The sequence below is a fragment of the Acrocarpospora corrugata genome, assembly GCF_009687845.1.
GTDB lineage: Bacteria > Actinomycetota > Actinomycetes > Streptosporangiales > Streptosporangiaceae > Acrocarpospora > Acrocarpospora corrugata.
The window spans coordinates 103,949-129,802 of record NZ_BLAD01000045.1; the positions used below are offsets into that span (position 1 = coordinate 103,949).

Consider the following 25,854-nt stretch of genomic DNA (forward strand, 5'->3'; position numbering starts at 1 on the left):
CTTTGGCAGGACACAGCATACGTGTCAATCTCCCATTCACCAAATCAGTGTCTATGGCCGCGCCTCCGGCGCGGCGGGCTTGGCCGCTGGGGAGCCTCTTCCCTCGTCACGCCGGCCGCTCCGCGACCTGCGTTCCTCAGTCCAGACACCGGCGCGGCCAAGCCACACTATTCGGCCACCGGGGCGTTCTTCGGCATCTCGCCGACCTGGTCGGCGGGGGGTGCGGAGATCGAGAGCTGCTCGTTGAAGGAGGTGAAGACCAGGGCAGCGGTGAAGGTGGCCTGGTCAGCGCCGCCGTTGAGCTGGATCTTGCGAGGCAGGCCCTCGGCGTCGATCCAGGCGTCGAACTTCATGTCCTTGACCACGGAGAGCTGGCCGCTGAGCCCGGCCTGGGCGTCCGGCGGCAGCAGCTTGACGGCCTCGGCCACCGGGAAGGTGCCGGTGTAGTGCGTGGTCTGGACGTTGCCGACGGTCTCGTTGCCGGCCGCCTGGACGTCCTTGGACGCGGTCAGCAGGGCGACCGCGGATTTGAGGTCGATCTGCTGGGCCTGGCTGAGGAACTGCCGCACGCTGGCGTCGTCACCGAGGTCGGTGAGGCTCACCTTGACCCACGGCTTGGTGGTGCCGGCCAGCTGCTTGAGCAGGTCCAGCTTCAGGTAGGCGGTCTCGCCGTCCAGGATCACCCGGACGCCGCCGGGCAGCGCCTGCCCGCCGAACGTCACCTGGCTCAGGGTGATGTCGGAGGCGAGGGTGGGCTTCTGCTGGAACAGCATGGTGCCGCGCACGTTGCCCGCGCCGCCCTTCGGGTCGCTGAAGTCGACCACGATGTCGGCGGCGTAGGACTGGACGTCCTCGGCCTTCTGAGCGGTCTGAGCTAAGGCGTCGGCAGCCGAGAGCTGGACCTGCCCCAGCGGCTGGGCCGTCGTCGTGCCACACCCGGCCGCGGCGATCAGCGCGGCGGCCACCAGTAGTCGGCGCATGTGATGTCGTCCTTTCGTCGCCCAGAGCCTACGTTCGCGGGATGATCGGTGCGGCGGTCGCGCGATATCCGCACACTTTCCTCACAACAGAACGACCCCCACCCGATACCCGGGCGGGGGTCGTTCAGTCCTGAGACGATCAGGCGTCGATCTCGGCGGTCAGGCCCCGCGTCGCGTTGGGGTCGACCGGGATGCCCGGGCCCATCGACGTGGCGAAGGTGACCTTCTTCACGTAACGGCCCTTGGCTGCGGACGGCTTGAGCCGCAGCACCTCGTCCAGGGCGGCGGCGTAGTTCTCCACCAGCTGGCGCTCCTCGAAGGAGGCCTTGCCGATGATGAAGTGCAGGTTCGCGTGCCGGTCCACCCGGAACTCGATCTTGCCGCCCTTGATGTCGGTGACGGCCTTGCCGACAGCCGGCGTGACGGTGCCGGTCTTCGGGTTGGGCATCAGGCCACGCGGACCGAGCACCCGGCCCAGGCGGCCGACCTTGCCCATCAGGTCCGGGGTGGCCACGACGGCGTCGAAGTCGAGGCGGCCCTTGGCCACCTCGTCGATGAGCTCGTCGGCGCCCACGATGTCGGCGCCCGCGGCGCGGGCCTCCTCGGCGCGGTCACCGGTCGCGAAGACCAGGACCCGGGCGGTCTTGCCGGTGCCGTGCGGGAGGTTGACGGTGCCGCGGACCATCTGGTCGGCCTTGCGCGGGTCGACGCCCAGCCGCAGGGCCACCTCGATGGTGGCGTCGAACTTCGTGGAGGCGGTCTTCTTGGCCACCCGCACGCCGTCCAGCGGCGTCAGGACGGCGTCACGGTCGATCTGGACCGCCGCGTTCTTGTAATTCTTGCTGCGCTTCACTTCTGGCTCCTACAGGAGTTCGTGGTACGGGCCGCGCTAGGCCCTTCCACTGGGGATCTGAGTACTTAGTCGGCGACCGTGATGCCCATGGAACGGGCGGTGCCGGCGATGATGCGCTCGGCCATCTCGATGTCGTTGGCGTTCAGGTCGGGCATCTTCGTCTCGGCGATCTGCCGCAGCTGCTCCTTGGTGAGGTGACCCACCTTGGTCTTCAGCGGGTTGGCGGAACCGCCCTTGAGGCCGAGCGCCTTCTTGATCAGCTCAGGCGCCGGGGGCGTCTTCGTGATGAAGGTGAAGCTGCGGTCCTCGAAGATGGTGATCTCGACGGGGATGATGTTGCCCCGCTGAGGCTCCGTCGCCGCGTTGTACTGCTTGACGAATTCCATGATGTTCACGCCGTGCGGACCGAGTGCGGTACCGACGGGCGGCGCGGGCGTGGCCTGGCCAGCGGGAAGCTGGACCTTCACCAACGCCGCGATCTTCTTCTTGGGAGGCATGACTCTCTCCGGGTCCTCAATGATTTCCGTGGTGCCCCGGCCATGCCTGCCTGAAGGCGGCCTGGGGCGTCCTCGCCGCAGCGAGGAGAACTAGAAGAGTCTACGCGACTCTGTCAGATCTTCGAGACCTGGTTGAACGAGAGCTCCACCGGGGTCTCCCGGCCGAAGATCGACACCAGCACCTTGAGCTTCTGCGACTCGGGGCTGATCTCGCTGACCGAGGCGGGGAGCGTGGCGAACGGGCCGTCCATGACGGTGACCGACTCGCCGATCTCGAACTCGACGGTGGACGCGGTCGCCTTCGCGGAAGCCTTCTTGACCTCTTCGGTCGGCTCCGGCGCGAGCAGCTTGGCCACTTCGTCGAGGTTGAGCGCGCTCGGCTTGTTGGACAGGCCGACGAAGCCGGTCACGCCGGGCGTGTTCCGCACGGCGGCCCAGGACTCGTCGGTCAGGTCCATCCGGACCAGCACGTAGCCGGGGAGCACCCGCTCCTTGATCGGCGTCTTCTTGCCGCCCTTGAACTCGGTGACCGTGTGGGTCGGCACCTCGACCTGGAAGATGAAATCCTCCATGTTGAGCGACCCGGTGCGGCTCTCGATGTTCTGCTTGACCCGGTTCTCGTAGCCCGCGTACGAGTGGATCACATACCACTCGCCGAACTGGCCGCGGAGCTGGCGCTTGAACTCTTCGATCGGGTCGACGTCGGGAAGCACGTCACCGTCTTCGTCGACGGCGGCGTCGGCGGCCTCCTCGACCTCCGACTCGACCTCTTCTGCCTCTTCAGTCGTGTCGGCTTCCCACTCGTCGTGCTCGTCGTGGGAGCCGTCGACCGGCAGTGGGGACTCGGACACGGTGGCATTTCCTCTTTCGTCGGTGAACTAGTCGTGCGGTCGCGATCAGGAACCGAAGACCGCGAGCACACCCTTCGTCAGCGCGAAGTCCAGCGCGGAGACGATGCCCACCATGATCAGGCAGAACCCGAGCACCACGATGGTGTAGTTGATCAGGTCCTTCCGCGTAGGCCAGATGACCTTACGCAGCTCGCCGACGGCCTGCCGATAGAAGAGGGCGGGCGAGGTGCGCTTGGCCTTCTTCTCGCCGCTCGGCTTGCCTGGCTGTGCCGCGGCCTCGCCGCGCGTGTCGATCGCCACAGTCCTCACCTGATCCGTCGTGTCCATCGCAACCGGCGGCTCTTACGCCCTTAGTGCGCGGACCGCACTCCGCAGGGCACGAGGGACTCGAACCCCCAACCGCCGGTTTTGGAGACCGGTGCGCTACCAATTGCGCTAGTGCCCTAAGCCGTGCACCACCCTACCCGACTGTTTCGGCGTTGTGGCCCACTAGACGGTGAAGTGTACGTGGGAATGGCTGCTTCGTCGAACCAGTAACGCCTCGGCAAGTCCCCGCAGCTCAAAGCTACCCCGTGGCCTTGTCCAGATGCTGGAATAGCGCGGGAATCGGGCCGCGTGTTCTGAAAACATGGGGCAATGAGCCGAATCTCCGCGCGCGTCGCCGCTATCACCGAGTCCGCCACCCTGGCCGTCGACGCCAAAGCGAAGGCGATGCGGGCGGCCGGTCGCCCGGTGATCGGCTTCGGGGCCGGCGAGCCGGATTTCCCGACGCCGGACTACATCATCGAGGCGGCGATCGAGGCCTGCCGTGACCCGCGCTTTCACAAGTACACCCCGGCCGGCGGCCTGCCCGAGTTGAAGCAGGCCATCGCCGAGAAGACCAAGCGGGACTCCGGGCTGTCCGTGGACGCCGCGCAGGTGCTGGTCACCAACGGCGGCAAGCAGGCCGTCTACCAGGCCTTCGCCACCCTGCTGGACCCGGGTGACGAGGTGCTGGTGGTCGCGCCGTACTGGACCACCTACCCGGAGGCGATCAAGCTGGCCGGGGGCGTCCAGGTGGACGTGGTGACCGACGAGAGCACCGGCTACCTGGCCTCGGTGGAGCAGCTGGCTGCGGCCAGGACCGAGCGCACCAAGGCGCTGCTGCTGGTCTCGCCGTCCAACCCGACCGGCGCGGTCTACTCCCCCGCCCAGATCGCCGAGATCGGCCGCTGGGCGCTGGAGCAGGAGCTCTGGGTGGTGACCGACGAGATCTACGAGCATCTCGTGTACGGCGCCGCCAAGTTCACCAGCGTCGCCACCGCCGTGCCCGAGCTCGCGGACCGGGTCGTGGTGCTGAACGGGGTCGCGAAGACGTACGCGATGACGGGCTGGCGGGTGGGCTGGCTGATCGGCCCGGCCGACGTGGTGAAGGCGGCCACCAACCTGCAGTCGCACGCCACCTCCAACGTGTCGAACGTGGCGCAGGCGGCGGCGCTGGCCGCGGTCAGCGGGGACCTGACGGCGGTGGCGTCGATGCGGGAGGCCTTCGACCGGCGGCGGCAGACGATGGTGCGGATGCTGAACGAGATCCCTGGCGTGGTGTGCCCTGAACCTTTCGGCGCGTTCTACGCCTATCCGTCGGTCAAGGAGCTGCTGGGCAAGGAGCTGCGCGGGAAGCGGCCGGCCACCACGGCGGAGCTGGCGGAGCTGATCCTGGAAGAGGCGGAAGTCGCCCTGGTCCCAGGTGAGGCTTTCGGAACCCCGGGCTACTTCCGCCTCTCCTACGCACTCGGCGACGAGGACCTCGCTGAGGGCGTGAGCCGGTTGGCCAAGCTGTTCGGCGAGACGCGCTAACCCGCCAGGCTCAGCCCTTCGGCGATCTTGCGGAGCTCCCGTTCGACGGTGTCCGCGCCGAGCTCGCGGGCGGCGTCGTCGCCGATGACGACCAGCACGCCGTGCTGGTCGTCCAGGATCCGGGTGATCATTTTTCCGGACGCGTCCAGGTAGGTGCCCTCGGCCACCTGCCTGCCGTCGAGCCTGCCGTCCACCCGGAGGGACTGGTCGCCGTCGCCGTAGACGCCCACCCAGATGCCGCAGTCGTTCGGGCCCGGCCCGTCGCAGGTCTCGGGCAGGTACCCGACCCGGACGCCCTCCACGACACCGCCCGCGTCGGCGACGACCGGGGTCTCCGTCGGGGTGACGGTCGCCGTGACCGCGTTCGTGACGGGGGCGGCGCCGACGCTGACCGCCGGGCCGGCGGTCAGGCTCATCGCCACCGGCGCCGACACGGCCGCCACGGCGGTGACCAGGCCCGCGCCGGCCGTCCTGAGCCTGAGGGTGGTCCGGCGGCTGCGGCGGCGTACCGACCGGCCCAGCATGGGGCTGGCGTGCACCTCGGCCACGTGCTCCGACATCGCTTCCCGCAATGCCTCTTCTGTGTTCATACCGGCACTCCTTCCAGAAGGCGTTCTCTGATCCGGGCGAGCCCGCGGGCCGCCTGGCTTTTCACGGTTCCGGCCGAGCAGCCCAGGGCGGCGGCGGTCTCGGCTTCCGACATGTCCTCCCAGTAGCGGAGGACGATCACGGCCCGCATCCGGGCGGGCAGCTTCCGCAGTTCGGTCATGAGCGCGTCGCGCATGCCGTGATCGGGCGTGTCGACCGCGGTCTCCGGCGGCCGGGCGAAGGAGATCTCCTGGAGCACCCGTTTCCGGCGGGACCGGCTGATGGCCGCGTTGACCACCACCCGGCGCGCGTACGCCTCCGGGTTGTCGTGCCGGATCCGGGCCCAGTGCCGGTAGACCTTCTCCATCGCGCCCTGGACCAGGTCCTCGGCGTCGTGCGGGGACGCGCCGCAGACCAGGACGGCGGTGCGGAGCAGGGCGGTGCTGCGCGCGGCCAGGAACTCGTCGAAGGCCGCGTCGTCTTCTTCGGTCATGAGCTCCCCTTTCGACCGTCCACAACGCGTGAAGCGCCTCCGGGGTTGAGAGCGCGTACGGCAGGATATGGAAATGCCACGCCCGCTCCTCGCCCTCCCGAAGGCCCACCTGCACCTGCACTTCACCGGCTCGATGCGGCACACGACGCTGATCGAGCTGGCCGCCGAGCAGGGCGTGCACCTGCCGGACGCGCTGGTCCAGGACTGGCCGCCGCAACTGCGGGCCACCGACGAGCGCGGCTGGTTCCGGTTCCAGCGGCTGTACGACATCGCCAGGTCGGTGCTGCGCCACCCCGAGGACGTGTACCGGCTGCTCCGCGAGGCGGCCGAGGACGAGCGTGCGGAGGGCTCCCGCTGGCTGGAGATCCAGGTCGATCCGTCCGGGTACGCCCAGCGCTTCGGCGGCCTGACCGAGACCATGGAACTCATGCTGGACGCCGCCGAGCGGGCCGCCAAGGCCGTCGGGATCGGGATCGCGGTGATCGTCGCCGCCAACCGCACCCGGCACCCGCTGGACGCGCGCACGCTGGCCCGGCTGGCCGGGCAGTACCGGGACAGGGGCGTGGTCGGCTTCGGCCTGTCCAACGACGAGCGGCGCGGCCGGGCCAGGGACTTCGACGGCGCGTTCCGGATCGCCAAGCGGGCCGGCCTGCTGGCGGTGCCGCACGGCGGCGAGCTGCTGGGCGCGGTCTCGGTGGCCGAGTGCGTGGACGACCTGGACGCCGACCGGGTCGGGCACGGCGTGCGCGCGGCCGAGAACGCCCGGCTGATGGAGCGGCTGGCCGACCGGCAGATCGCCTGCGAGGTCTGCCCGCTGTCCAACGTCGGCCTCGGCGTGGTCGAGCGGGCCGAGGACGTGCCGCTGCGGCGGCTGTTCGACGCGGGCGTGCCGATCGCGCTGGGCGCCGACGACCCGCTGCTGTTCGGCGCCCGGCTGCTCGCCCAGTACGAGCTGGCCAGGGACGTGTACGGCTTCCGCGACGCCGAACTGGCCGAACTGGCCCGCCAGTCGATCCGCTCCTCGGCGGCCCCGGAGTCGCTGAAGAAGGAACTCCAGACCGAGATCGACGCCTGGCTGGCGGGCTAGCGCACCGAGTTCCCGATCCGGCGCGCCTCTTCGACCGTCTTGGGCCCTTCGAGCCGGATGCCGACCTGGCCGCGCTGCCAGATCAGGGTCGGCCCGGACAGCCGGAACTCCTGCGGCGGCCCGGCCCCCGGGCTGTACTGGAGGCCGTGCTGCTGCTGGATCCACACCCCGGTGACGCCGTCCACGAACACGTCCTCCGGCCAGGGCGGGCCGAGTTCCTTGCGCCAGAGCTCCTGGAGGCGGCCGTCGTACTGGTCGAGCCGGACGCCGGGCCAGAACATGGACACCACCCGGCCGCCGTCGGCGACCCTGACGTCGGCGGGGTCGCCGAGCACGGCGGGCACCACCAGCGGGAACCGCACCTGGGCGCGGGCGTCGGCGAGGGAGACCCGGCGTTCGCCGGGCAGCGGGGAGGGAGATCCGGAGGGCAGCGGGGCGGGCTCGCCCACCCGGATCTCGACGCCGGCGAAGCGCAGAATGGAGACGACGGCGGCCCGGCCCTGCGGCGTGGCCGCGACCAGCACCACCAGGAAGGCGGCCACGATCGCGATGATCCGGCGCCGGATCCGAGGCCACCGCCGGACCTGGCGGGCAGGCTCGCGTTCCAAAGTGGCGCGCACGGCGCTGGCGATGGCGGAAGGCGGGCTCGGCTCCGGAACTGCAAGCGCGTCGCTCAGCGCGCGCAGTTCGTCCTCCAGCTCACTGAAATCATCAGAGGAGTTCACGGCCCACCTCCTCTCGCAGTCGCCGCAGGCCGCGGAAGGTCCGGGACTTCACCGAACCCACCGGGCAGCCCAGCACCTCGGCGGTCTCGGCTTCCGACAACTGCAAGAAGTACCGGCAGACCACCGCCTCACGTTCCCGATCAGGCAACCCTCGCACGGCGGCGAGCAGCCGCGAGGACCGGTCGGCGGCCACCACCGCCCCCTCCGGGTCCGCGTCCGGATCGGTGGACCCGCCCTCGGGCTCCTGCCCGAGCCGGACCGCGAGCTCTGCCCGCCGCCCCCGTGACCTGGTCAGATTGTGCGTCTCGTTGGCGACGATGCGCAGCAGCCACGGCTTGAACGCCGAATCCCGCCGGAACCCCGACAGATGCCGGTACGCCTTGACGAACGCCTCCTGAACCACGTCCTCGGCCTCATGCCCGGCCCCGAGCAGGTGGGCGGTCCGGTGCGCGACCGCGCTGTAACGGGCGACCAGCGCCTCGTAGGCGCCCAGATCGCCGGACAACGCGCGGGCGATCGCCTCGTCGTCCTGCATCGGCAGCGGGGTCATCTTCCAGGGGACGGATCAATCGGGAGCGGGAAGATTCCACCGCACAATTCGCGAATTGGGAAGCCCGCCCAGCGCATATCCGACCGCACGTTCCGGTGGGAACGCCGCACCGTCCTGGTATTCGCGCTCGAACGCGGCGTCGCCCATGGCTGCCCTGGCCCGGCGTTCGGCCTCCAGCCGGGGGCCGGCGAACTCGGCCGAGCCGAACTGGGTCAGCCCGAAGCTGTCCCAGATGCGCTGGCCCGCGCCGAGCAGCCGGGCCGCGCGCGGGTGGTCGCCGATGGCGCAGGCGGTGATCGCGAGCTGGTCGACCGCGATGGCGCTGCTCAGGATGTCGCCGAGCCGCCAGACCGCGCGCAGCCCGGTCCTGGCCAGCCGGTCGGCGGCCACCGCGTCGCCGCGGCCCAGCTCGACCCGGGAGCGGATGTAGTCGCCGCTGGTCCTGGCCCAGATCTCGCCGGCGTTCTCGCATTCGGCCCGCTGCTCGGCCATCAGGGCGCCGGCCCGGTCGTACTGGCCGCGCATGGTCAGCGAGAGGGCCCGCATGGTGACGGCCACCAGGCGGCCGACGTGCCGTCCGCCGGCCTGGTCGAAGTAGCCGATCGCCTGCTCGACGGCTTCGCCGCCGCGTTCCGGGTCGCCGTTGACCGTCTTCAGCGCGCCCAGGCCGAGGTGGGCGTAGCCCGCGCCGGCCCAGTCCTGCTGCGCCAGCGCGGCGTCGCAGGCCTCCGCGGTGCGGCGCGCGACCAGCTCCAGGTCGCCCTGGGCGAACGACACCCAGGCGGCGGCCCACAGCGCCTTCGTCCTGGCCGGTCCCGGCTTGCTGTTACGTTCCAACGCCCGGTCCAGGTAGTAGCGCCCCTCCCGGATCTCGCCGAGGCAGAACCAGACGAACCAGAGCGCGCCGACCAGTTCGAGGCCGACCGCGCTGGCGATGCTGTGGTCCAGGGCCAGCCGCAGGTTGGGCAGCTCGCAGCGGACCCAGAGCGCCCAGCTGAACTGGTTGGGGCCGAACCAGTCGGCGTCGGCCTCCCGGGCCAGAGTGAGGTAGTAGTCCCGGTGCCGGCGGAGCTGGAGTTCCTCCTCGCCGAGTTCGCGCAGCCAGTCCCGGCCGTACTCGCGGATGGTGTCGAGCATCCGGTAGCGGTCGTCGTCGGCGCGGACGATGGACTTGTCGGCGAGGCGGGCCAGCAGGCCGGGCACGTTGGCGAGGCGGTCGTCGGCGCAGACCTGCCCGGCCGCGTCCACGTCGAAGGAGCCGGCGAAGACCGACAGCCGGGCCCAGAGCAGCCGCTCGTCGGGGGTGCACAGCTCGTGGCTCCAGCCCACCGCCGACCGCAGCCCGTCATGCCGCCCGGCACGGCGGCCGCCGCCGAGCAGCGCGAACCGGTCGTCCAGCCGGTCGGCCAGCTCCTCGGGGGAGAGCGCGCGCAGCCGCCGGGCGGCCAGTTCGAGGGCGAGCGGGATGCCCTCCAGGCGGGCGCAGAGCCGTACCACCGCGTCGGTGGGGGTGAACTGGGGCTGCACCGCGACGGCGCGGTCGCAGAACAGGCGCTGGGCGTCGGCGTCGGGGAGCGGTTCGACCCGGTAGACGCATTCGGCCGGCAGGCCGAGCGGCTGCCGGCTGGTGGCCAGCAGGCGGACGCCGGGGGCGGCGGCCAGGATCCGGGTGACCAGGTCGCGGGTGGCGCCGATGAGGTGCTCGCAGGTGTCCAGGACGAGCAGCAGGCGCTGGTCGGCGAGGTGTTCCGCGAGGACGTCGGCCTGCGGGCGGGCCGACTGCTCGCGCAGGCCCAGCGCGGCGGCGACCGCGTGCGCGAGCAGGTCGCCGTTCTGTTCCGCGGCCAGTTCGGCGAAGTAAACCTGCTCCGGGACGGACGCCGCGGCGCGGAGGGCGAGCCGGGTCTTGCCGACCCCGCCTGGACCGGTGAGCGTCACCAGCCGGGAGTCGGCGATTAACTGGCTGACCTCGGACAATTCCGTGTCGCGTCCAACAAAGGTGCTTGTCTCGGCCGGCAGATTCACGCCCGCAGCAAATCACGCTCAGGGCCGGGAATCGACCACACCTGTGGAGAAAACCACTCCTTGGGAAGATATTTCTAACGCATCGTCCAGCCCCACCCGGCGGCCCTTGGCCAGCGCCGCTTCGTACCCCGCGTCCCCCAGGGCGCTCCTGGCCCGGGTCTCACAGGCCGCGTGCGGCGCGTTGAAATGCCGCGAACCGAACAGTGGCGGCCCGACCGAGCGCCACAGCCGGGCCGCCGCGCCCTGCAGCAGCGCGGCCCCCTCGTGCTCGCCCGCGTCGGCCGTCACCAGGGCCAGCAGTTCGACGTCGAGCACGGTGCCGACCAGGTCGTTGAAGGTCCGGTTGATCAGCAGCGAGGCGCGGGCCAGCCGGTCGGCCTCGGCCAGTTCGCCGTTGGCCCAGTGCGCGTACGCCTGGACGTAGTAGGCGTAGGACAGCACCCAGCGTTCGCCGTGCGCCTCGCACTCCGCCCTGACCTCCCGGCAGCGGGTGGCGCTCTCCTCGAACCGGCCGGTGAAGGCCAGCGCCATGGCGAGTTCGACCTTGCCCATCAGGACCTGGCTGTCCAGGATGCCGAGCCAGGCGTACTGGTCCAGGGCGTCCTCGAACAGCGGGATGGCGGCGGCGTGGTCGTCGGTGAGCAGGGCGGCGCAGCCGAGCCGGTGCACGGCCCTGGCCTTGGCGCGGTTGTCGCCGTGCTCGCGGCACTCGGCCAGCAGGCGGAGCGCGTGTTCGGTGTCGCCGAGCAGCAGGGCGACGTAGCCGCCGGCCCAGAGCGCCTTGGCCCGCTCGGGCGTGGGCGAGAAGTCCAGCGCCAGGCCCTGCTCCAGCCAGTGCCGGCCCTCGCCGAGGTAGCCGCAGCCGACCCAGTAGAACCAGAGCGAGGCGGCCAGCTCCAGGCCGTCCCTGACCTCGCCGGGGATGCTCAGGCAGAACTCCAGGGCGGTGCGCAGGTTGCCGTGCTCCGACCGGGTTCTGGCGAAGATGGCCTCCTGGTCGGGGCCGAACCACTCGGTCTCGCCGCGGCGGGCCAGCCGCAGGTAGTAGTTCTTGTGGCGGCGGCGGAGGCGGAAGGTCTCGTCCTCGCCGAGGCGGTGCAGCCACTCCTCGCCGTACTCGCGGACGGTGGCCAGCAGGCGGTAGCGCGAGCCTTCCTCGCGGGTCAGGATCGAGCGTTCCACCAGGCCGCTGACCAGGTCCAGCACCTCGTGCGGCGGGATGGCCCGGTCGGCGCAGACCTCCTCCACGGCGGCCAGGTCGAAGCAGCCGGAGAAGACCGAGAGCCGGGCCCACAGTAAGCGCTCGCCAGGCGAGCACAGTTCGTGGCTCCAGCCGATCACCGCGCGCAGGCCGTCCAGCAGCAGGAACCGGTCGTCCAGGCCGCGGATGATCTCGGCCACCGACAGGTCGGCGAGGCGGACGGCGGCGAGTTCGATGGCCAGCGGGATGCCGTCGAGGCGCTCGCACAGGCCGCCGTCCTCGACCATGGCCCGCCCGGCCCGCTCGTTGAGCAGCGTGATCGCGTCCGCCCTGGCCATCGGGCCGACCACGAACAGGTGCTCCCCCGCCACGTCCAGGGCCTGCCGGCTGGTCACCAGGACGCGCAGGTCGGGGGCGGCCTTGAGGAGCGTCTCGGCCAGGTGGGCGCAGCCGTCCACCAGCGAGTCGGCGCCGTCGAGGATCAGTAGCTGGCGGAGGTCGGCCAGGTAGGCGACCAGCACCTCCTCCTGGGACCTGGTGGTCTGGTAGGTGAGCGGCAGCGCGTCCACCACCGTGTGGCTGAGCAGGTCGGGGTCGCGGACCTTGGCGAGGTCGACCAGGGTGACGCCGTCGGGGAAACTCGCCCGCACGCTCTCGGCGACCACGACGGCCAGCCGGGACTTCCCGATGCCGCCGACCCCGGTCAGCGTGACCAGGCGGGACAGGTCCAGGAGTCGCGCGACCTCGGTGAGCTCCGGCCTGCGGCCGACGAAACCGGCCTGTTCGGCGGACATTCACGAATCGTAACCCTCAGACCCGGAGTCGGGGTTCTGAATCATCCGGCGGGGTCGGGGCACTAGACTTCACCCACCGCCACCTGCCGTAAACGAGGATCGCATGTCTGGGTATGACCGAGTAGTTCAGCCGGCGGCCGGAGACGAGGCCCTGGAGAACCACCTGGGTGGTGACGAGGCCAGGAACTACCGGCAGTACGAGTTCGACATGGTCGCGCCGCATGTCGGCAGGTCGATGCTGGAGATCGGGTCCGGGCTCGGCCACTTCGCCGAGCAGTTCCTGCCCCGGCTGGACCGGCTGGTGGTGAGCGACTTCGATCCGTACTGCGTGGAGCAGTTGGAGAAGCGGTTCGCCGACCGGGACGACATCGACGTGCTGCGGTTCGGGCTGCCGACCGCGATCCCGCTGGAGAACAAGGTCGACACCGTGGTGCTGATGAACGTCCTGGAGCACATCGAGGAGGACGTGGCGGCGCTGCGCTCGCTGGCGGAGGTCACCCAGCCGGGCGGCAAGATCATCATTTGGGTTCCCGGCTACATGCAGCTTTATGGGGACTTCGATCGCAAGGTCGGGCATGTCACCCGGTACACGCCGGCCACGCTGGGGCGGACCGTCGCGGCGGCCGGGCTGGACGTGGACGTGCTGAAACCGATCAACTTCCTCGGCGGCATCGCCTGGTGGCTGGCCGTGCGGCGGGGCGGGGTCGGGTATCCGGATCCCCGGCTGGTCAAGATCTACGACCGGACCGTGGTGCCGACCACGCGGTTCATCGAGCGGTTCGTCCGGCCGCCGTTCGGGCAGACGGTGTTCTGCGTGGCTCGGGTGCCGTTCTAAGATTTCTCACGGATTTCCCACCTTTCTCCGCTGATCAGCCCAGCATGGGCGGCTTTGCTGAGCGTCATGAAGACGAAGCTCGCCCTCGGCGCCGTCGCCACCGCGGCGGCCGTGATGTTGACCTCGGCCACCGGCGCCGCCGCTGACCCGGCCGCGCCGGCCGCCGCGATGGCCGTCCCGGCGGGGACGTACACGATCGCCGACTCGCTGCTGACGGCGGACTCGACGCTGCGCGGGCCGCGCCTGCGCAACCGCTTCAACCGGTGGGTGATCGGCATCCACGGCACCGCGACTGTGCGGGAGAAGAAGGCGTTCGTCCCCTACACCTGGCAGCGCGGCTCGATCATCGCGAAGGGCGCCGCCACGCTCACCGTGAAGAGCCTCGACGGGGTGACCTGGACCTGGAACACGGCCACCGACACCCGGTTCCGCCGGCTCGGCGCGAAGGCCGATCTGACCAAGCTGATGGTCGGCGACCGGGTGGTCACCATCGGCGCGCCCGGCACCCCGAACCCGACGGCCGCCGCGGTGTTCGTGCCCAAGAACAAGGCCGTGGCCAGCTAAAAGGGACATATGGGGCTTCTCTCCCTGCGGAAGCGCCATACTTATCTCAGCCATGAGTGAGACCAGAATCCTCGTCGTCGAGGACGAACCGAACATCCGAGACATCGTCGATGTCGCGCTCCGCTTCCACGGCTTCAGCGTGACCGCGGTGGCCAACGGGCGGGACGCGCTGCGCGAATACGCCGTCCGGCGACCGGATCTCATCGTCCTCGATGTCATGCTGCCCGACCTCGACGGGTTCGAGGTGTGCCGCCGGATCCGCTACGAAGGCGGGCAGACTCCGGTGATCTTCCTGACCGCGCGGGACGCCGTCTCGGACACCGTACGCGGGCTGACCATGGGCGCAGACGACTACGTCACCAAGCCGTTCTCGGTCGAGGCGCTGGTGGCCAGGGTCCGGGCCGTGCTGCGCCGGACCAGCGTGCCCGACGCCGACGACCGGCCTTCCGGGGACGTGCTCAGGGTCGCCGACCTGGAGCTGGACGAGGCGCGCTGGGAGGTCAGGCGGGGCGGCGTCCGGGTGGACCTGAGCCCGACCGAGTTCCGGCTGCTCGCGTTCATGATGGAGCATCCGGGGCTGGTGCTGACCAAACGGCAGCTGCTGGACCAGGTGTGGGGGTACGGCGGGTCGTCGCAGGTGCTGGAGACCTACATCTCCTACCTGCGCAGGAAACTCGATCCGCTCGGTCCGCCGCTGATCCACACCCAGCGGGGTGTGGGGTACGCCTTGCGGCCGTAATGTCGCTGCGTACCCGGCTGCTGGCCGGACTGCTCGCGATCAGCGCGCTGCTGCTGGTGGTGCTGTCGGCGGTGAGCGCGGTGGTGCTCCGCGGCCACCTGTACGAACGGCTGGAAGGGCAGCTGCTGGCCGCCACCGCCACCGCCTCCCGCCGGGTGGAGGCCACCGACACGCTCACCCAGCAGCTGACCGGCTCCACCTTCGCGGTGGTCACCTTCAACCTCAACACCCAGCGGACCCGGCTGATCAGCGGTGACGCGCCGCAGGCCGAGTCGGTGCCGGCGCTGGTGGAGGGCCTCGGCCAGGAACGGCTGACCGCGCACGCCTCGGCCGGGCGGACCTTCGAGCTCGGCGGCGACCTGATCGCCGCGGCGGCCAAGACCAGGATCGGCAACCGGCTGGCGATCGTCGCGGTGCCGCTGGACGGCGTGGACGACCCGGTCCGGCGGGTGTTACTGGCCGAACTCGTCACCGGCGGCCTGCTGATCGCGCTGCTCGCGCTGCTCGGGCGGGTGCTCATTGTGACCGGGCTGGCCCCGCTGGGGCGGATGGCGCGGATGGCGCTCGGCATCGCCCGGGGCGGTGACCTGTCCGCGCGGATGCCGGAGGGCACCTCCGAGGTCGGCAAGCTGGGCAGCGCCATCAATCTCATGCTGGACCGGATCAACGCCTCGTTCCGGGACCGGTGGGCGTCGGAGGACCGGGTCCGCCGGTTCGCCGCCGACGCCTCCCACGAACTCCGCACCCCGCTGGCCGCCATCCGCGGCTACGCCGAACTGCATCGCGCCGGGGCCATCCCCGAGGACGATCTCCCGAAGGTCATGGGGCGCATCGAGGACGAGGCCACCCGGATGGGCAAACTCGTCTCGGAGTTGCTGGAGCTGGCGCGCCTGGACCGCAGCGCCGCGCTCACCCTGGACGAGACTGATTTGTCGGACATCGCCAGGGAAGCCGCGGCCGACGCCACCGCGCTGGACCCCGAATCCCCGATCATCGTGGACGCGCCGGCGTCCCTGGTCGCCGTCGTCGACGAGGCCAGGATCCGGCAGGTCGTGGTGAATCTCCTGGCCAACGTGCGGGCCCACACCCCGCCGGGTACGCCGGCCTTCATCCGCATCTCCAGGAACGGCGGCCGGGTTCTCCTGGAGATCGCCGACGACGGTCCCGGCATGTCCGCGGAGCAGGCGGCCCGCGCGTTCGACCGCTTCCAGCGCGGCGAGGAACGCCTCTCCGACGGCGCGGGGCTGGGGCTGTCCATCGTCAAGGCCATCACCGACGCCCACGGCGGCCGGTGCTGGATCACCTCCGCGCTCGGTTCGGGGACGATCGTCCACATCGAACTCCCCGCGCTGCGGGTCGGCGAGCTGGTGGGGCCGGAGTAGGAACGGAGAAGGCCGCCCCGAGGCTTCGGGGCGGCCGTTTCTCGTCGAGCCTACAGGCGCTCGATGATCGTGACGTTGGCCTGGCCGCCGCCCTCGCACATGGTCTGCAGGCCGTACCGTCCGCCGGTGCGCTCCAGTTCGTGCAGCAGCTTGGTCATCAGGATGGCGCCGGTGCCGCCGAGCGGGTGCCCGAGGGCGATCGCGCCGCCGTTCGGGTTGGTCCGCGCGGGGTCGGCGCCGAGCTCCGCCAGCCAGGCCAGCGGAACCGGGGCGAACGCCTCGTTGATCTCGATGACGTCGATGTCGTCGATGCTCAGGCCCGCCCGCTTCAAGGCCTTGTGGGTGGCCGGGATGGGGGCGGTGAGCATGTAGACGGGGTCGTCGCCAGTGAGCGCCAGCGTGACGATGCGCGCCCTGGGTGTCAGGTCGTGGTCCTGGACGGCCTGCTCGGAGGCGATCAGGATCGCGCCCGCGCCGTCGGAGATCTGGGACGAGGTGGCCGCGGTGATGCGGCCGTCCTCGCGCAGCGTCCGCAGCTGGGCCATCTTCTCCAGGGTCGTGTCGGCCCGGGGGCCTTCGTCGTCCTCGACCCCGTTGAGCGGGGCGATCTGGTCACGGAAGTAACCGTTGGCGATCGCCTTGGCGGCCCGCTGGTGGCTCTCGTACGCGTAGCGCTCCAGGTCCTCGCGGGACAGGTTCCACTTCTCGGCCATCAGCTCCGCGCCGCGGAACTGCGAGATCTCCTGCTTGCCGTACCTTTCCACCCACTTCTCGCCGAAGGGGAAGGGCATGCCCTTCTCCAGGGCGGCGGTGATGCTGGAACCCATCGGGACGATGGACATGGATTCGACGCCGGAGGCGACGACCAGGTCCTGAGTGCCGGACAGCACGCCCTGGGCGGCGAAGTGGATCGCCTGCTGGGACGAGCCGCACTGGCGGTCGATGGTGACGCCCGCCACAGTCTCCGGGAGGCCCGCGCTCAGCCACGCGTTGCGCGCGATGTCCATCGACTGCGGGCCGAACTGCATGACGCAGCCCATGATGACGTCCTCGACCGCCGCCGGGTCGACGCCGGTGCCCTCGATCAGCGCGCTGAGCACGTGCGCGGCCAGGTCAGTGGGGTGGACGGTGGACAGGCCGCCCTTCTTCTTGCCAACCGGGGACCGGACCGCCCCCACGATGTACGCCTCTGCCACAGTGCCCTCCAACTCAGAAACCGAGCAATGTTCGGTCAGTGTCAGCTTACAACAGAACGTCGTTCGAGTGACGGGTCACCTGATGGTGACCATGGTGCCCAGCGGAACATGCCGCAGCACGGCCAGGGTGGCCTTGGGCACCCGGACGCAGCCGTTGCTGACGTTGTGCCCGAACACCCCGGAATCGGGCCAGCCGTGCAGGCCGATGGTGGCGGGGCCGCCGTTGAAGGTGCGGAGCGCGTTCGAATGCATGCCCAAGGGCAGGACCGGTACGCCGTAGCCGTGGCCGGTGTCGACCGCGGCCATGACGAAAGTCCGGCCGGCGGGGGTCGGGGTATTCGGGGCGCCGATCGCTACGGGCCAGACGCCGAGCCTGCGCCCGGATTTGTATACCGCGATCCGCCGCATTCGGAGCGAGACATAGATTTTGTAGTCGCTGCGCGACCACTGCACGCCGCCGGAGCCGATGTGAATCCAGCCGGTCGAACGATTAGGACGGTTGGGGAGCAAGACCCGCACCCAATCACCATCCCCCTCCACCACAGGCACCCATGTCGGATTTTTCAGCAAATGGGTGGGCAGGATGCCGAATGGGGTGCCGCCTGGCTCCATGTGGACGATTTTTGGCCTGGTGGGATGGAGCATCTCGCCATTCGTGCCGTCGAAGGCGTCCCGGTCCCGGGGTACTCGTCGCAATGACGTCCAGGTTGTGACTCGCGGCAATTCTCGGATGTACCGGAATGGCACGTGTTGTGGGGAAGTCTGGTGCGTCGGCGCGGTCGTGCGCGCCCGCGCCGGGTGATTGGCGGTCCTCGCGACGGTCCTCGCGACGGTTCGAGCCCGGGCGACCCTGGCGTGCTGGATTCGGGCGTGGCGGGTTCGCGTGTGGTGGACGCGAGCCCTGTGAGCCCTGTGCGCCCGGTGGGCCCGCGCACGGCCGGTCCGGGCCTTACCGACCCGGGCCTTGCCGGCCCGCGCACGTCCGGCCTTCGTACGGCCGGTACGCGCATGGCCCTTCTCCGGGTGCGCGAACTGCACGTGACCTAGCTGGGCGGGGCCGGACCGGGCGTGGCTGATCTCAGCGTGGGCGGTCGCGCCCATCGCCTCACCGACGGCGGGAGCCGTGACGCCTAGCGCGGCACCAGTGGCTATCGAGAGTAGAAAACGTACTCGCACGGACACCTCCGAAAGAAAGCAACGAAGGAACTATGACATGCGAAGAGGCGAAATTAGGGGAGGCGACACGAGCATTCCCTCAAGTGCCCGCCTATAGCAGCCTGCCCTCACACATTCGCCCGCGCCACGCCGGTCCGAATAGCAAAGAAACGGCTTGTGCGAAAATCAAACGTCCTTTACGCATTAGTGTGTCGGCTTCCAACGAGAATCGGGGAGATCGACAAGTAGCAAGCGATTCGAGCAAGAAGATCACTTAGATACGGGATCAACGAATCCCGCATCGTTCTTCATAATAAGAAGGGGATCGTCTAATGAAGAGCCAACTCAAGCTCGCGGTGATGGCCGGCTTCGCCGTTGTTCCGGCCATGGCGGCCATGTTCGCCATGGCCCCCAGCGCCCAGGCGGCGGCCGTCGCGATCAACCACGTCGCGAAGGTTCAGCCCGTGCTGCCGGCCGAGCCGACCGCGCCGATCGAAGAGGCGAACGGCCTCCAGTACCGCGACCCGGAAAACGAGAACGAGAACGACAACAAGAACCGTCTCCGGGACGACGTCCGGATCGACATCGACAACCGTCAGCGTCAGCACGTCGACCAGGACCAGTTCAACTTCCAGCGCCAGGAGCAGCGCCTGAACGGCGAGCACCGTCACTTCGGTGAGCACCGTCACCACGGTGAGCACCGCCACCACGGCTGGCACCGTCACCACCACCACGGTGAGCACCACCACCACGGCCACGGCCACTTCCACCACAACCACCACCACCACGGCCACATCCACCACCGTCACCACCACTGTGGCCGGTTCGGCGTGGCTGGCTAAGTAGCGGGGATCTTGCCGAGGTAACTCTGCAAGAAAGGCAATAAAACAAAGCGGATCTCTCTGTGCCTGGCACAGAGAGATCCGCTTTGCGTTTTCCGCTCAGACTCGGCGTGCGGGCAGCAGGTCCTCCGCCTCCAGAATCTGGAACCCCCACGCATCGACGACCGGCCCGTCCAACGCCTGCCCCAGCGCCAGCGCCACCTTGCCCGGTTCGAGCACGACATCGTCCCCGGCAAGCTCACCGTCTTCGAGCGCACGCACCGCGATCCTGACCACTTCCGTCGCGTACGGCAACAGCCCGGCCACCACAGCCGGGAACCGGTTCTCGTAGCTGGCGGTGACCTGAATGTCGGCCCCGGTGTAAACGATCGTCTGCCCAGCGTGAATCACAAGCCCGCTGTCGCCAGCCTCGGCATCGTCATCCTCCGCTTCCGCTTCGTCAGACGCGGTTTCGTCGGAAACAACTCCGTCAGACGCAGCCTCGCCTGACCCGGTTTCGCCAGACTCAGCCTCACCAGACGTGGTTTCGTCAGACGCTTCAGCTTCGGGTGCTTCGTCCGCAGGCGATGACTCCCCTGTGGGCGACTTCTCCGCTGCGGTTTCGTCCGGCGTAGCCGCTGCGGCCGGAGTCTCGTCCGGAGCGAGCGCCGTTACCCCGGCCTCGGCGGCTTCGGTTTCGGGCTCAATCTCGGCTGCGGGTGCTTCGTCCGCTGACGACTCCCCTGCCGGCGACTCCTCGGCTGCGGTTTCGTCCGGCGTAGCCGCTGCGGCCGGAGCCTCGTCCGGAGTGAGTTCGGTTACCCCGGCCTCGGCGGCTTCGGTATCGGCCTCGGCGGTGGGTTCCGGGAGGCGGAGGAGGCCGCGGAGGAGGGTGGCGAGTTCCTCCTGGTCGGGCATTTCCGGTAGGTAGACGGCCGCCAGGCGGGTTTCGTCCTCGGCGGGGTCGTCGGCGGAGCCCTCGCAGAGGGACCAGCCGCCGTAGCGGTAGGCGATTCCGGCGGCGAGGAACTTGTCGTAGTAGTCCATGGGCAGGGGGCGTTCGGCCACCACCCGATAGGCCCAGAGGCGTTCCTCGTCCTTGATGCTCAGTTTCCGCAGCAGGTCCGCGGTCAGTTCCAGCGGTGCGTGGATCCGGGTTCCGGCCGCCAGCAGTTCCTCGCCGTCCTGTGTGGCGGTCGGGTCAGCGAGCTGCACGGCCTCCAGCAACGCGTCCGGCTTCACCTTCGCGGGCAACAGGACCGTCGGACCCGTCCTCAGCCGCCCCGGCAACAGAAGATTCGATAGCAGGCCCACGAGTCCTCCTCCTCTTTTTGAGGAGCACGATAGTCGTATTTGACGGTGTTTGTGATCAGGAGTTGGCGAGCCGGGTGCTGGTCATCCTCGCGTACACGATGACGTTGTCGACATAGTGGCCAGTGGCCCGGTTGTAGTTGCCGCCACAGGTGATCAAACGCAGCTCGGCGTCCTCGGCGTTGCCGTACACCCGGTTGGTCGGGAAGGTCTCCTTGTTGGCCTGTTCGACGCCGCCGACGGTGAAGACCGCGATGGTTCCGTCGGCGCGGATGACCTCGATGGTGTCGCCGTACCGGAGTTCGTGCAGACGGCTGAAGACGGCGCTGCGGGTTTGGGTGTCTTTGTGCCCCAGCATAATCGCGGGGCCCGCCTGGCCCGCGGTGGGACCGCCTCGGTACCAGCCGACCAGGTTGGAGTTGCTGATCGGCGGAGTCTCGATGGCGCCGCGTTTGTCCAGGCCGACGGACTTGATCGGGGCGTTCACGCCTAACTTGGCGATGATCAGTCGTTTCGGCGAGGAGGGTAACAGCGGCGGGGCCGCGGGCAGTGGCGGCGCGGGCGGCGGAGCCGACGGATCCGCCTGGGTCAGCTGCCCACCGCCAGGACCGACGCTCGGCGCGAGCGCGCCCGCCTGCGACCGGAGCGTGGTCCGCTCCGGCGCCGCATACTCCTCCGGCGAACCCAGCCAGAACATCAGCCCGGCCGCCACCGTGAACACCCCGGCCAGCGCCGCCAGAATCAGCACACCCCGCACGATCTGGGTGCCCTTCAACCGCGGCCGTTCCGGATGCTCCTGGCCATACACCGCCGGATAAACAGGCTGCGCGTAGACCTGCTGCTGCTGGTAAGCCGGATGTCCCGGCGGCAGGTGTCCCGGCGGCGTCGTCATCCGTGTCCTACTGGCGTACGGCGCTGCGCCGCGAACGCAGGATCAGCCCGCCGGTGATCGCGGCGAGGATCAGCGCGGTCCCGGACAGGACGAGAATCCGGCCGTCGGGGCCCAGCTCCCCGCCGCCACCTGTCGCGACCCCGCCCCCGGGGGTGTTGGTCACCTGGTCCTGCCCGGCCGTGACCGTCTCCGTGAAGGTACGGGTCTGCCGGGGCGTGGGGGTCGTCGCGGACGGAGTGGGCGTCGGAGTCGGGGTCGGCGTCGGCGTGGGGGTCGTGCTGGCCGAAGCCGTGGCCACGACGACGGTCGCTGCGGCGGCGGTCGCGGTGGTGGCCATACTGCAATCGTAAGTCTGGGCCGCGTTCGAGCCGATGCGCAGAGAGAAGATGCTGGTTTTGACCGAGACGGTGCCGGTGGCATCAGGGGTGGCTGTCGCGGAGATCGTCGGGAACGGAATCGCCGCCCCGGCCTGGATCGCGGCAGCGGGCGTCAGGGTGGCCGCAGGCGTGATGGTGGCCGTGTCGCCCGTGTCGGGGCCGGTCACTACGATCTCGCCTTCGAAGACGATGGCGTCCGTGGTGTTGATGACCACCGGCGCGGTCATCAGCTTGCCGGTGACCGTGTTGACGTTCGTCCAGACCATCGAGACCTTCTGAACCGGCGACCCGGCGGTGCCGGTCGCGGTCAGCGTGACTATGAGGTCGGGAGCCTGGCCCGTGCCCCCCGTGATGGTGCAGTTGTAGTTGATCGTCTTGGTGTCGGCGGTGGCGCCTAACAGCGGGAAAAGGCCGAAGAGAATGCCCGCGCTGACAACTCCGGCTGCGGCGGCCTTGGTGGCGATGCGACGCCGTGCCTTCAACTTCAGCACTGACTTCTCTCCCATTTCAGACAGTCTGCCCGGTTTACGGTTGGCCCAGCATTCCAGCCCATGGTCACAATTCGATCTCCTGATCCTATGGACTTCTCATGGGTTCTGGGGTGGATACGGTGCATCTGCCATCGATTACCCACAATGACTGAACCTAACAGTCAAGCCTGAGTGTTCTGCATCAGGTGCCCGTGTTCCGGCTGGTGCGATGACGAAGCACCAGGCCACCGAGGGTGGCGGCCCCGATGAGCGAAATCCCGACCAGCATGACCAACCGCGCGTCCGCCCCCACATCCCCACCCCCACCGGTCTGCGCCCCACCAACCGGCGTCATCCCAACCTGAGCCGTATTGGTGACCGAAACTGTCGAGGTGTTCGTGGTATCGACCGTATTGGTGACCGTCTCGGTGTCGGTCGCCTGAACGGTCTCGGTCTCGAACACCGTCGAGGTCGCGGTCGTCGTGGTGGTCGTGGTGTCGTCGGGGTCGTCCGCGGCGGAGGTCGCCACCGTCAGGGCCAGGGTTGCCGGCGAGGCATGGTTGGCCGGCTCGCAGGAGTAGTGAGTGCTCGGCTGCCCGCCTAATGGAACGATCTTGAGGACGAAGCCTCCAGCGGTGACCCCCACGGTGCCCGTCGCCGTGGGTGTGAATACCAGCACCATTTCGGGAATCGGCGTCATGGTCGCGCCCGCTGCCGCCAACGCCACAGCCGACTCGGTCGCGACGGGCGCGGTCGCGATCGGGTTCGCACCGACGGGCGTGCCCGCGATGGTGGCCTTGCCCTCGATGACCACGGCGTCGCTCGGTGAGATGGTCACCGGTGCGATGAACACCGACTCGGTCGGGTCCTGCCCCTCAGGCGGGGCGATCGACGTGGGAGCCAGCAGCCAGGACACAGTGACGACCTGACTGGGCGTCGGGTTGGTGTCCGGACCGTCAAGCTGCACATCCATGGGGTACGTCGTGCCCCCACACGTGTAGCGGACGGTCGAGTCGAAGTCCGCCGCGAGGACCGGGAGAGCGATCAGGCCGAGCAGCGCGACAGCACCGATGACGGCGGCTCTCGCGGCTATTCGGTGCCGTCCGGTGGTCGTCGTCACTTCCGCTCCCGTGGGTCGTGGCCAGATCGCGCATCAGCTTGTCAGGAAATATCCGGTGCTATGCGGCACAGATCCTGTGAATCCAGTGAATTCTGGCTGGGAATCTGGTCGCCGCTGACGTTCAGGCGGTTCCGATGGAGCCGTACCGAGTGCGGGTTCGACCGAGGGTGTGCCGGTCGAGGGGTTCGGTTCATGGTGCTCTGGTGGGGCGGGGTCGGCTACGCGGTTTTGGTGGCGCTCAGCGTGGCGTAGACGATGATGTTGTCCGTGTAGTGGCCGGTTCTGCGGTTGTAGACGCCGCCGCAGGTGATGAGGCGAAGTCCGGCTGTATCCAGCCTGCCGTACACACGATTGGTCGGGAAGGTGTTCTTGCTGACTTGTTCGACGCCGTCCACGGTGAACTCGGCCACGGCGCCGTCGGTCCGGACGATCTGGATTTTGCTGCCGCGTTTGACCTCGCGGAGGCGGTGGAAGACGGCCGGGCCTTGTTTGGTGGTCACGTGGCCGAGGATCACCGCCGGCCCGGGCTGGCCGGGGACCGGGCCGAGTTTGTACCACCCGGCGACCTTGGGCTGGGACAGCGGCGGCACCTGAACCTCGCCGTTGCGCAGGACGCCCACCGTGCGCAGTGACGCGTTGAGCCCGACCTGAGGGATGACGATCTTGGCGGGCAGGACCGCGCCGACGTCCACGATCGGGGCGACCGGGACCACGGCCGGGATCGGCGGAGGCGCGCTCGGAGCCGCCGCCGTCAGCGGCACGTCCAGCCCGCCGGGTCCGACCGTCGGGGGCAGCGCGCCGGGCATCTGCTGCGCCATCGGCGTGATCCCCGGTCCGGGCGGCCCTTCGATCGCGGCCTCCTCCGGGGAGAGCACCGCCAGCAGCCCCGCCATGATCAGCGCGATGCCGCCGAACGAACCAACAATCAAGATCGCGGGCAGCGCCTTGTTCCACCGCTGCCGCCGCTGCTCGTCAGGCAACGGCAATGGCGTCTGCCCCGGTTCCAGCTGGTTCATGACAACCCGACGACCTCAGCCCACACGCCCGGCATCAGCCCTGACCCGCCGCCGCCAAACCAGCCCCACACCGACACTCGCCAGCACGGTCACAACCCCCAGCCACAGATAAACCCGCCCCGAAGGCCCATCAACGGCCATCTCCCCAGTCTGCGCCCCACCCTTCGGCGTCACAGCCACCTGCGGCGACTGACTGGTCGAAGCCGAAGGCGTCACCGTCACCGTCGTCGTAGTGGTCGGCCTGGGCGTCGGCGTGTGCGTGTTCGTGGGCGTCGGTGTCGCGGTCGCGGTCGCCTTGATGACCTTCACCTTGGCGGGAACCGCTCCGTCCGGAGGCGCGCAGAGGACGTCGAAGTATGTGGGAGGAGCGGCAAGCTCCTGGGTGAGGACGTTGAAGCCGTCCACGAGGAAGAACCCGCGCGTCGGCTGGTGGGTGTAGGTGAGCTTCGCCTTGTACTTGCCGTAGGGAAGGCCGGTCTTGCTCCAGAGGGTCTGGTCGGCGAACCACTTGTTCGCGTCGACCTCCTCCTGATTGGAAACTGACTTCTGCCAGGGATGCACAGTTTCGACCGGGTGGCCGGCGACTGCCGAGTCATCAAGATTCAAGACCTGGACTGCAACGTCGCCGAACAGCCGGTGGCGTTCCCCGACATACTCGATTCCGGTGCCCTCGAATGCGACCTCGACGGTGTTGCTTGCGCCGATGACGTGAACATCGTCCTTACGGGTCTTCTTGGTATCGCCCCAGGTGATCACCGGGTTCGCACCTCGACCGAGCTCATATTCCCAGCCGAGCTGGTACTTGATCGGCCCTTCTTCGTGAGCGGGCAAGGGGGCCGGAGCGGAAGCCGTGCGCGTGACGTTGTCGTTGAGCTGGATCGTGGACTTCGGCGGGGTGAAGGAGATCCGCAGCCCTCCGGGGGCGACCGAGATCTGGCCTTCCTTGTCCGTCGCCGCCGCGCCTGAAGAAAGTTCGGGGTAGGTGACGTTGTCACCGGCTTTCAAGGCGGCCAAGGCGGCGCTGGCGCCGAGCGAGTCCAGGCTTCCGTTCAGCAGGCCGCTCACGTTGACCCGGCCGAGCGCGGATACCTTTCCACCGGCGATGAAGTCGGTGGGGAACTTCAAGCTCGATCCGCTGGCGGGCTGCTTGATCGACCAGCCGATCTGCAGAGCCTGGCCGACGAAGACCGTCTCGGGAACCGAGATCGTGACGTCGATGTCGACGGGGGTCGCGCCGAGCAGCTTGCCCTGGGTGTCTCCCGGCGTGCAGCGGTACACGAAGTGGTAGTGACCCGTGTCCACAGCCTCGGCCGATGAGGTTAATAACAGCGTGCTACCCAGGAGGCCCACCGTGGAAGCGACAGCCGCTTGTCGGAGTATCGATCGCCGCCTGAACACCGCACGCTCCGAATGGTCGAAGATCGGCCCAAATCGGACCACTCAAACATGAATCAGACGAGAGCTTAGGGGCTCAGAGGGTGTCCCAGCAGCCACTT

At 69.2% G+C, this 25,854-nt stretch carries 26 protein-coding genes and 1 tRNA gene; 6 read left to right on the forward strand and 21 right to left on the reverse strand.

Annotation, left to right across the window (positions count from 1 at the left end):
- Positions 1–167: 167 nt before the first annotated feature.
- The 6 genes from Acor_RS12980 to Acor_RS13005 all read right to left on the reverse strand — a co-directional run bounded on the left by Acor_RS12980 (position 168) and on the right by Acor_RS13005 (position 3,626).
- On the reverse strand, positions 168–980 hold the full coding sequence (locus Acor_RS12980) for an SCO4651 family lipoprotein (RefSeq protein ID WP_155336863.1): 813 nt from the start codon (positions 978–980) through the stop codon (positions 168–170).
- A 139-nt stretch (positions 981–1,119) separates the two neighbouring features.
- Positions 1,120–1,833: a 50S ribosomal protein L1 gene (rplA, locus tag Acor_RS12985; protein WP_155336864.1), complete on the reverse strand. Its 714-nt coding sequence runs from the start codon at positions 1,831–1,833 to the stop codon at positions 1,120–1,122.
- A 65-nt stretch (positions 1,834–1,898) separates the two neighbouring features.
- Positions 1,899–2,330 (reverse strand): 50S ribosomal protein L11, encoded by a 432-nt coding sequence (gene rplK, locus Acor_RS12990; RefSeq protein WP_155336865.1) that lies wholly within the window; start codon positions 2,328–2,330, stop codon positions 1,899–1,901.
- 113 nt (positions 2,331–2,443) lie between these two features.
- The gene (gene nusG / locus Acor_RS12995) at positions 2,444–3,181 is read right to left on the reverse strand and encodes a transcription termination/antitermination protein NusG (RefSeq protein ID WP_155336866.1); all 738 of its coding nucleotides are present in this window, start codon (positions 3,179–3,181) and stop codon (positions 2,444–2,446) included.
- A 45-nt stretch (positions 3,182–3,226) separates the two neighbouring features.
- Positions 3,227–3,481 carry a preprotein translocase subunit SecE gene (gene secE, locus Acor_RS13000; RefSeq protein ID WP_155336867.1) on the reverse strand — a complete coding sequence of 85 codons (255 nt, stop codon included), beginning with the start codon at positions 3,479–3,481 and terminating at the stop codon, positions 3,227–3,229.
- A 72-nt stretch (positions 3,482–3,553) separates the two neighbouring features.
- A tRNA-Trp gene (locus Acor_RS13005) sits at positions 3,554–3,626 on the reverse strand.
- Positions 3,627–3,817: 191 nt separating this feature from the next.
- On the opposite strand from Acor_RS13005, the gene Acor_RS13010 reads away from it, so the two are divergent.
- Positions 3,818–5,017, forward strand: a complete 1,200-nt coding sequence (locus Acor_RS13010; protein ID WP_155336868.1) for a pyridoxal phosphate-dependent aminotransferase — start codon at positions 3,818–3,820, stop codon at positions 5,015–5,017.
- Here Acor_RS13010 and Acor_RS13015 read toward each other — a convergent pair.
- Positions 5,014–5,607: a hypothetical protein gene (locus Acor_RS13015; RefSeq protein ID WP_155336869.1), complete on the reverse strand. Its 594-nt coding sequence runs from the start codon at positions 5,605–5,607 to the stop codon at positions 5,014–5,016. The genes Acor_RS13010 and Acor_RS13015 overlap by 4 nt on opposite strands.
- A complete protein-coding gene (locus Acor_RS13020; RefSeq protein ID WP_155336870.1) occupies positions 5,604–6,098 on the reverse strand; it encodes a SigE family RNA polymerase sigma factor in 495 nt (164 codons plus the stop codon). Before Acor_RS13020 ends, Acor_RS13015 begins: the two co-directional genes overlap by 4 nt.
- A gap of 67 nt (positions 6,099–6,165) precedes the next feature.
- Between Acor_RS13020 and Acor_RS13025 the strand changes: the two genes are divergently transcribed.
- Positions 6,166–7,185 carry an adenosine deaminase gene (locus Acor_RS13025; protein ID WP_422664802.1) on the forward strand — a complete coding sequence of 340 codons (1,020 nt, stop codon included), beginning with the start codon at positions 6,166–6,168 and terminating at the stop codon, positions 7,183–7,185.
- Here the strand turns inward: Acor_RS13025 and Acor_RS13030 are convergent.
- From Acor_RS13030 to Acor_RS13045, 4 genes are read right to left on the reverse strand one after another with little or no spacing between them, the layout of a single operon-like run.
- On the reverse strand, positions 7,182–7,910 hold the full coding sequence (locus Acor_RS13030; RefSeq protein WP_155336872.1) for a hypothetical protein: 729 nt from the start codon (positions 7,908–7,910) through the stop codon (positions 7,182–7,184). The genes Acor_RS13025 and Acor_RS13030 overlap by 4 nt on opposite strands.
- Positions 7,897–8,460: an RNA polymerase sigma factor gene (locus Acor_RS13035; protein ID WP_246238619.1), complete on the reverse strand. Its 564-nt coding sequence runs from the start codon at positions 8,458–8,460 to the stop codon at positions 7,897–7,899. The genes Acor_RS13030 and Acor_RS13035 overlap by 14 nt, the downstream gene beginning before the upstream one ends.
- Before the next feature lie 15 nt (positions 8,461–8,475).
- Positions 8,476–10,485, reverse strand: a complete 2,010-nt coding sequence (locus tag Acor_RS13040) for an ATP-binding protein (RefSeq protein WP_155336873.1) — start codon at positions 10,483–10,485, stop codon at positions 8,476–8,478.
- A gap of 18 nt (positions 10,486–10,503) precedes the next feature.
- On the reverse strand, positions 10,504–12,480 hold the full coding sequence (locus tag Acor_RS13045; RefSeq protein ID WP_155336874.1) for an ATP-binding protein: 1,977 nt from the start codon (positions 12,478–12,480) through the stop codon (positions 10,504–10,506).
- Between the two features lie 103 nt (positions 12,481–12,583).
- Here Acor_RS13045 and Acor_RS13050 point away from each other — a divergent pair, with 103 nt between their 5' ends.
- The 4 genes from Acor_RS13050 (at position 12,584) to Acor_RS13065 (ending at position 16,000) form a co-directional block, all read left to right on the forward strand.
- Entirely contained in the window at positions 12,584–13,315 is a 732-nt protein-coding gene (locus Acor_RS13050; RefSeq protein WP_155336875.1) for a class I SAM-dependent methyltransferase, read from the forward strand.
- Positions 13,316–13,381: 66 nt separating this feature from the next.
- A complete protein-coding gene (locus tag Acor_RS13055; protein WP_155336876.1) occupies positions 13,382–13,879 on the forward strand; it encodes a hypothetical protein in 498 nt (165 codons plus the stop codon).
- A gap of 52 nt (positions 13,880–13,931) precedes the next feature.
- Positions 13,932–14,618: a response regulator transcription factor gene (locus Acor_RS13060; RefSeq protein WP_155336877.1), complete on the forward strand. Its 687-nt coding sequence runs from the start codon at positions 13,932–13,934 to the stop codon at positions 14,616–14,618.
- Positions 14,618–16,000: a sensor histidine kinase gene (locus Acor_RS13065; RefSeq protein ID WP_155336878.1), complete on the forward strand. Its 1,383-nt coding sequence runs from the start codon at positions 14,618–14,620 to the stop codon at positions 15,998–16,000. The genes Acor_RS13060 and Acor_RS13065 overlap by 1 nt, the downstream gene beginning before the upstream one ends.
- A gap of 50 nt (positions 16,001–16,050) precedes the next feature.
- Here the strand turns inward: Acor_RS13065 and Acor_RS13070 are convergent, their stop codons facing one another.
- From Acor_RS13070 to Acor_RS13110, 9 genes are all read right to left on the reverse strand, one after another.
- Complete coding sequence (locus Acor_RS13070) at positions 16,051–17,196, reverse strand: acetyl-CoA C-acetyltransferase (RefSeq protein WP_155336879.1); 1,146 nt, start codon at positions 17,194–17,196, stop codon at positions 16,051–16,053.
- Positions 17,197–17,271: 75 nt separating this feature from the next.
- Positions 17,272–17,715, reverse strand: coding sequence for a L,D-transpeptidase (locus Acor_RS42145; protein WP_170316899.1), 444 nt, complete (start codon positions 17,713–17,715; stop codon positions 17,272–17,274).
- A gap of 965 nt (positions 17,716–18,680) precedes the next feature.
- Positions 18,681–19,160 carry a hypothetical protein gene (locus Acor_RS42915; protein ID WP_155336881.1) on the reverse strand — a complete coding sequence of 160 codons (480 nt, stop codon included), beginning with the start codon at positions 19,158–19,160 and terminating at the stop codon, positions 18,681–18,683.
- Between the two features lie 132 nt (positions 19,161–19,292).
- A complete protein-coding gene (locus tag Acor_RS13085) occupies positions 19,293–20,486 on the reverse strand; it encodes a hypothetical protein (protein ID WP_155336882.1) in 1,194 nt (397 codons plus the stop codon).
- Positions 20,487–20,541: 55 nt separating this feature from the next.
- On the reverse strand, positions 20,542–21,375 hold the full coding sequence (locus Acor_RS13090) for a class F sortase (RefSeq protein WP_155336883.1): 834 nt from the start codon (positions 21,373–21,375) through the stop codon (positions 20,542–20,544).
- Positions 21,376–21,382: 7 nt separating this feature from the next.
- Positions 21,383–22,258 carry a hypothetical protein gene (locus Acor_RS42780; RefSeq protein WP_174876140.1) on the reverse strand — a complete coding sequence of 292 codons (876 nt, stop codon included), beginning with the start codon at positions 22,256–22,258 and terminating at the stop codon, positions 21,383–21,385.
- A 166-nt stretch (positions 22,259–22,424) separates the two neighbouring features.
- Complete coding sequence (locus tag Acor_RS13100; protein ID WP_155336884.1) at positions 22,425–23,342, reverse strand: hypothetical protein; 918 nt, start codon at positions 23,340–23,342, stop codon at positions 22,425–22,427.
- Between the two features lie 218 nt (positions 23,343–23,560).
- Complete coding sequence (locus tag Acor_RS13105; RefSeq protein ID WP_155336885.1) at positions 23,561–24,358, reverse strand: class F sortase; 798 nt, start codon at positions 24,356–24,358, stop codon at positions 23,561–23,563.
- Positions 24,359–24,373: 15 nt separating this feature from the next.
- Complete coding sequence (locus Acor_RS13110) at positions 24,374–25,708, reverse strand: hypothetical protein (RefSeq protein WP_155336886.1); 1,335 nt, start codon at positions 25,706–25,708, stop codon at positions 24,374–24,376.
- Positions 25,709–25,854: the final 146 nt, after the last annotated feature.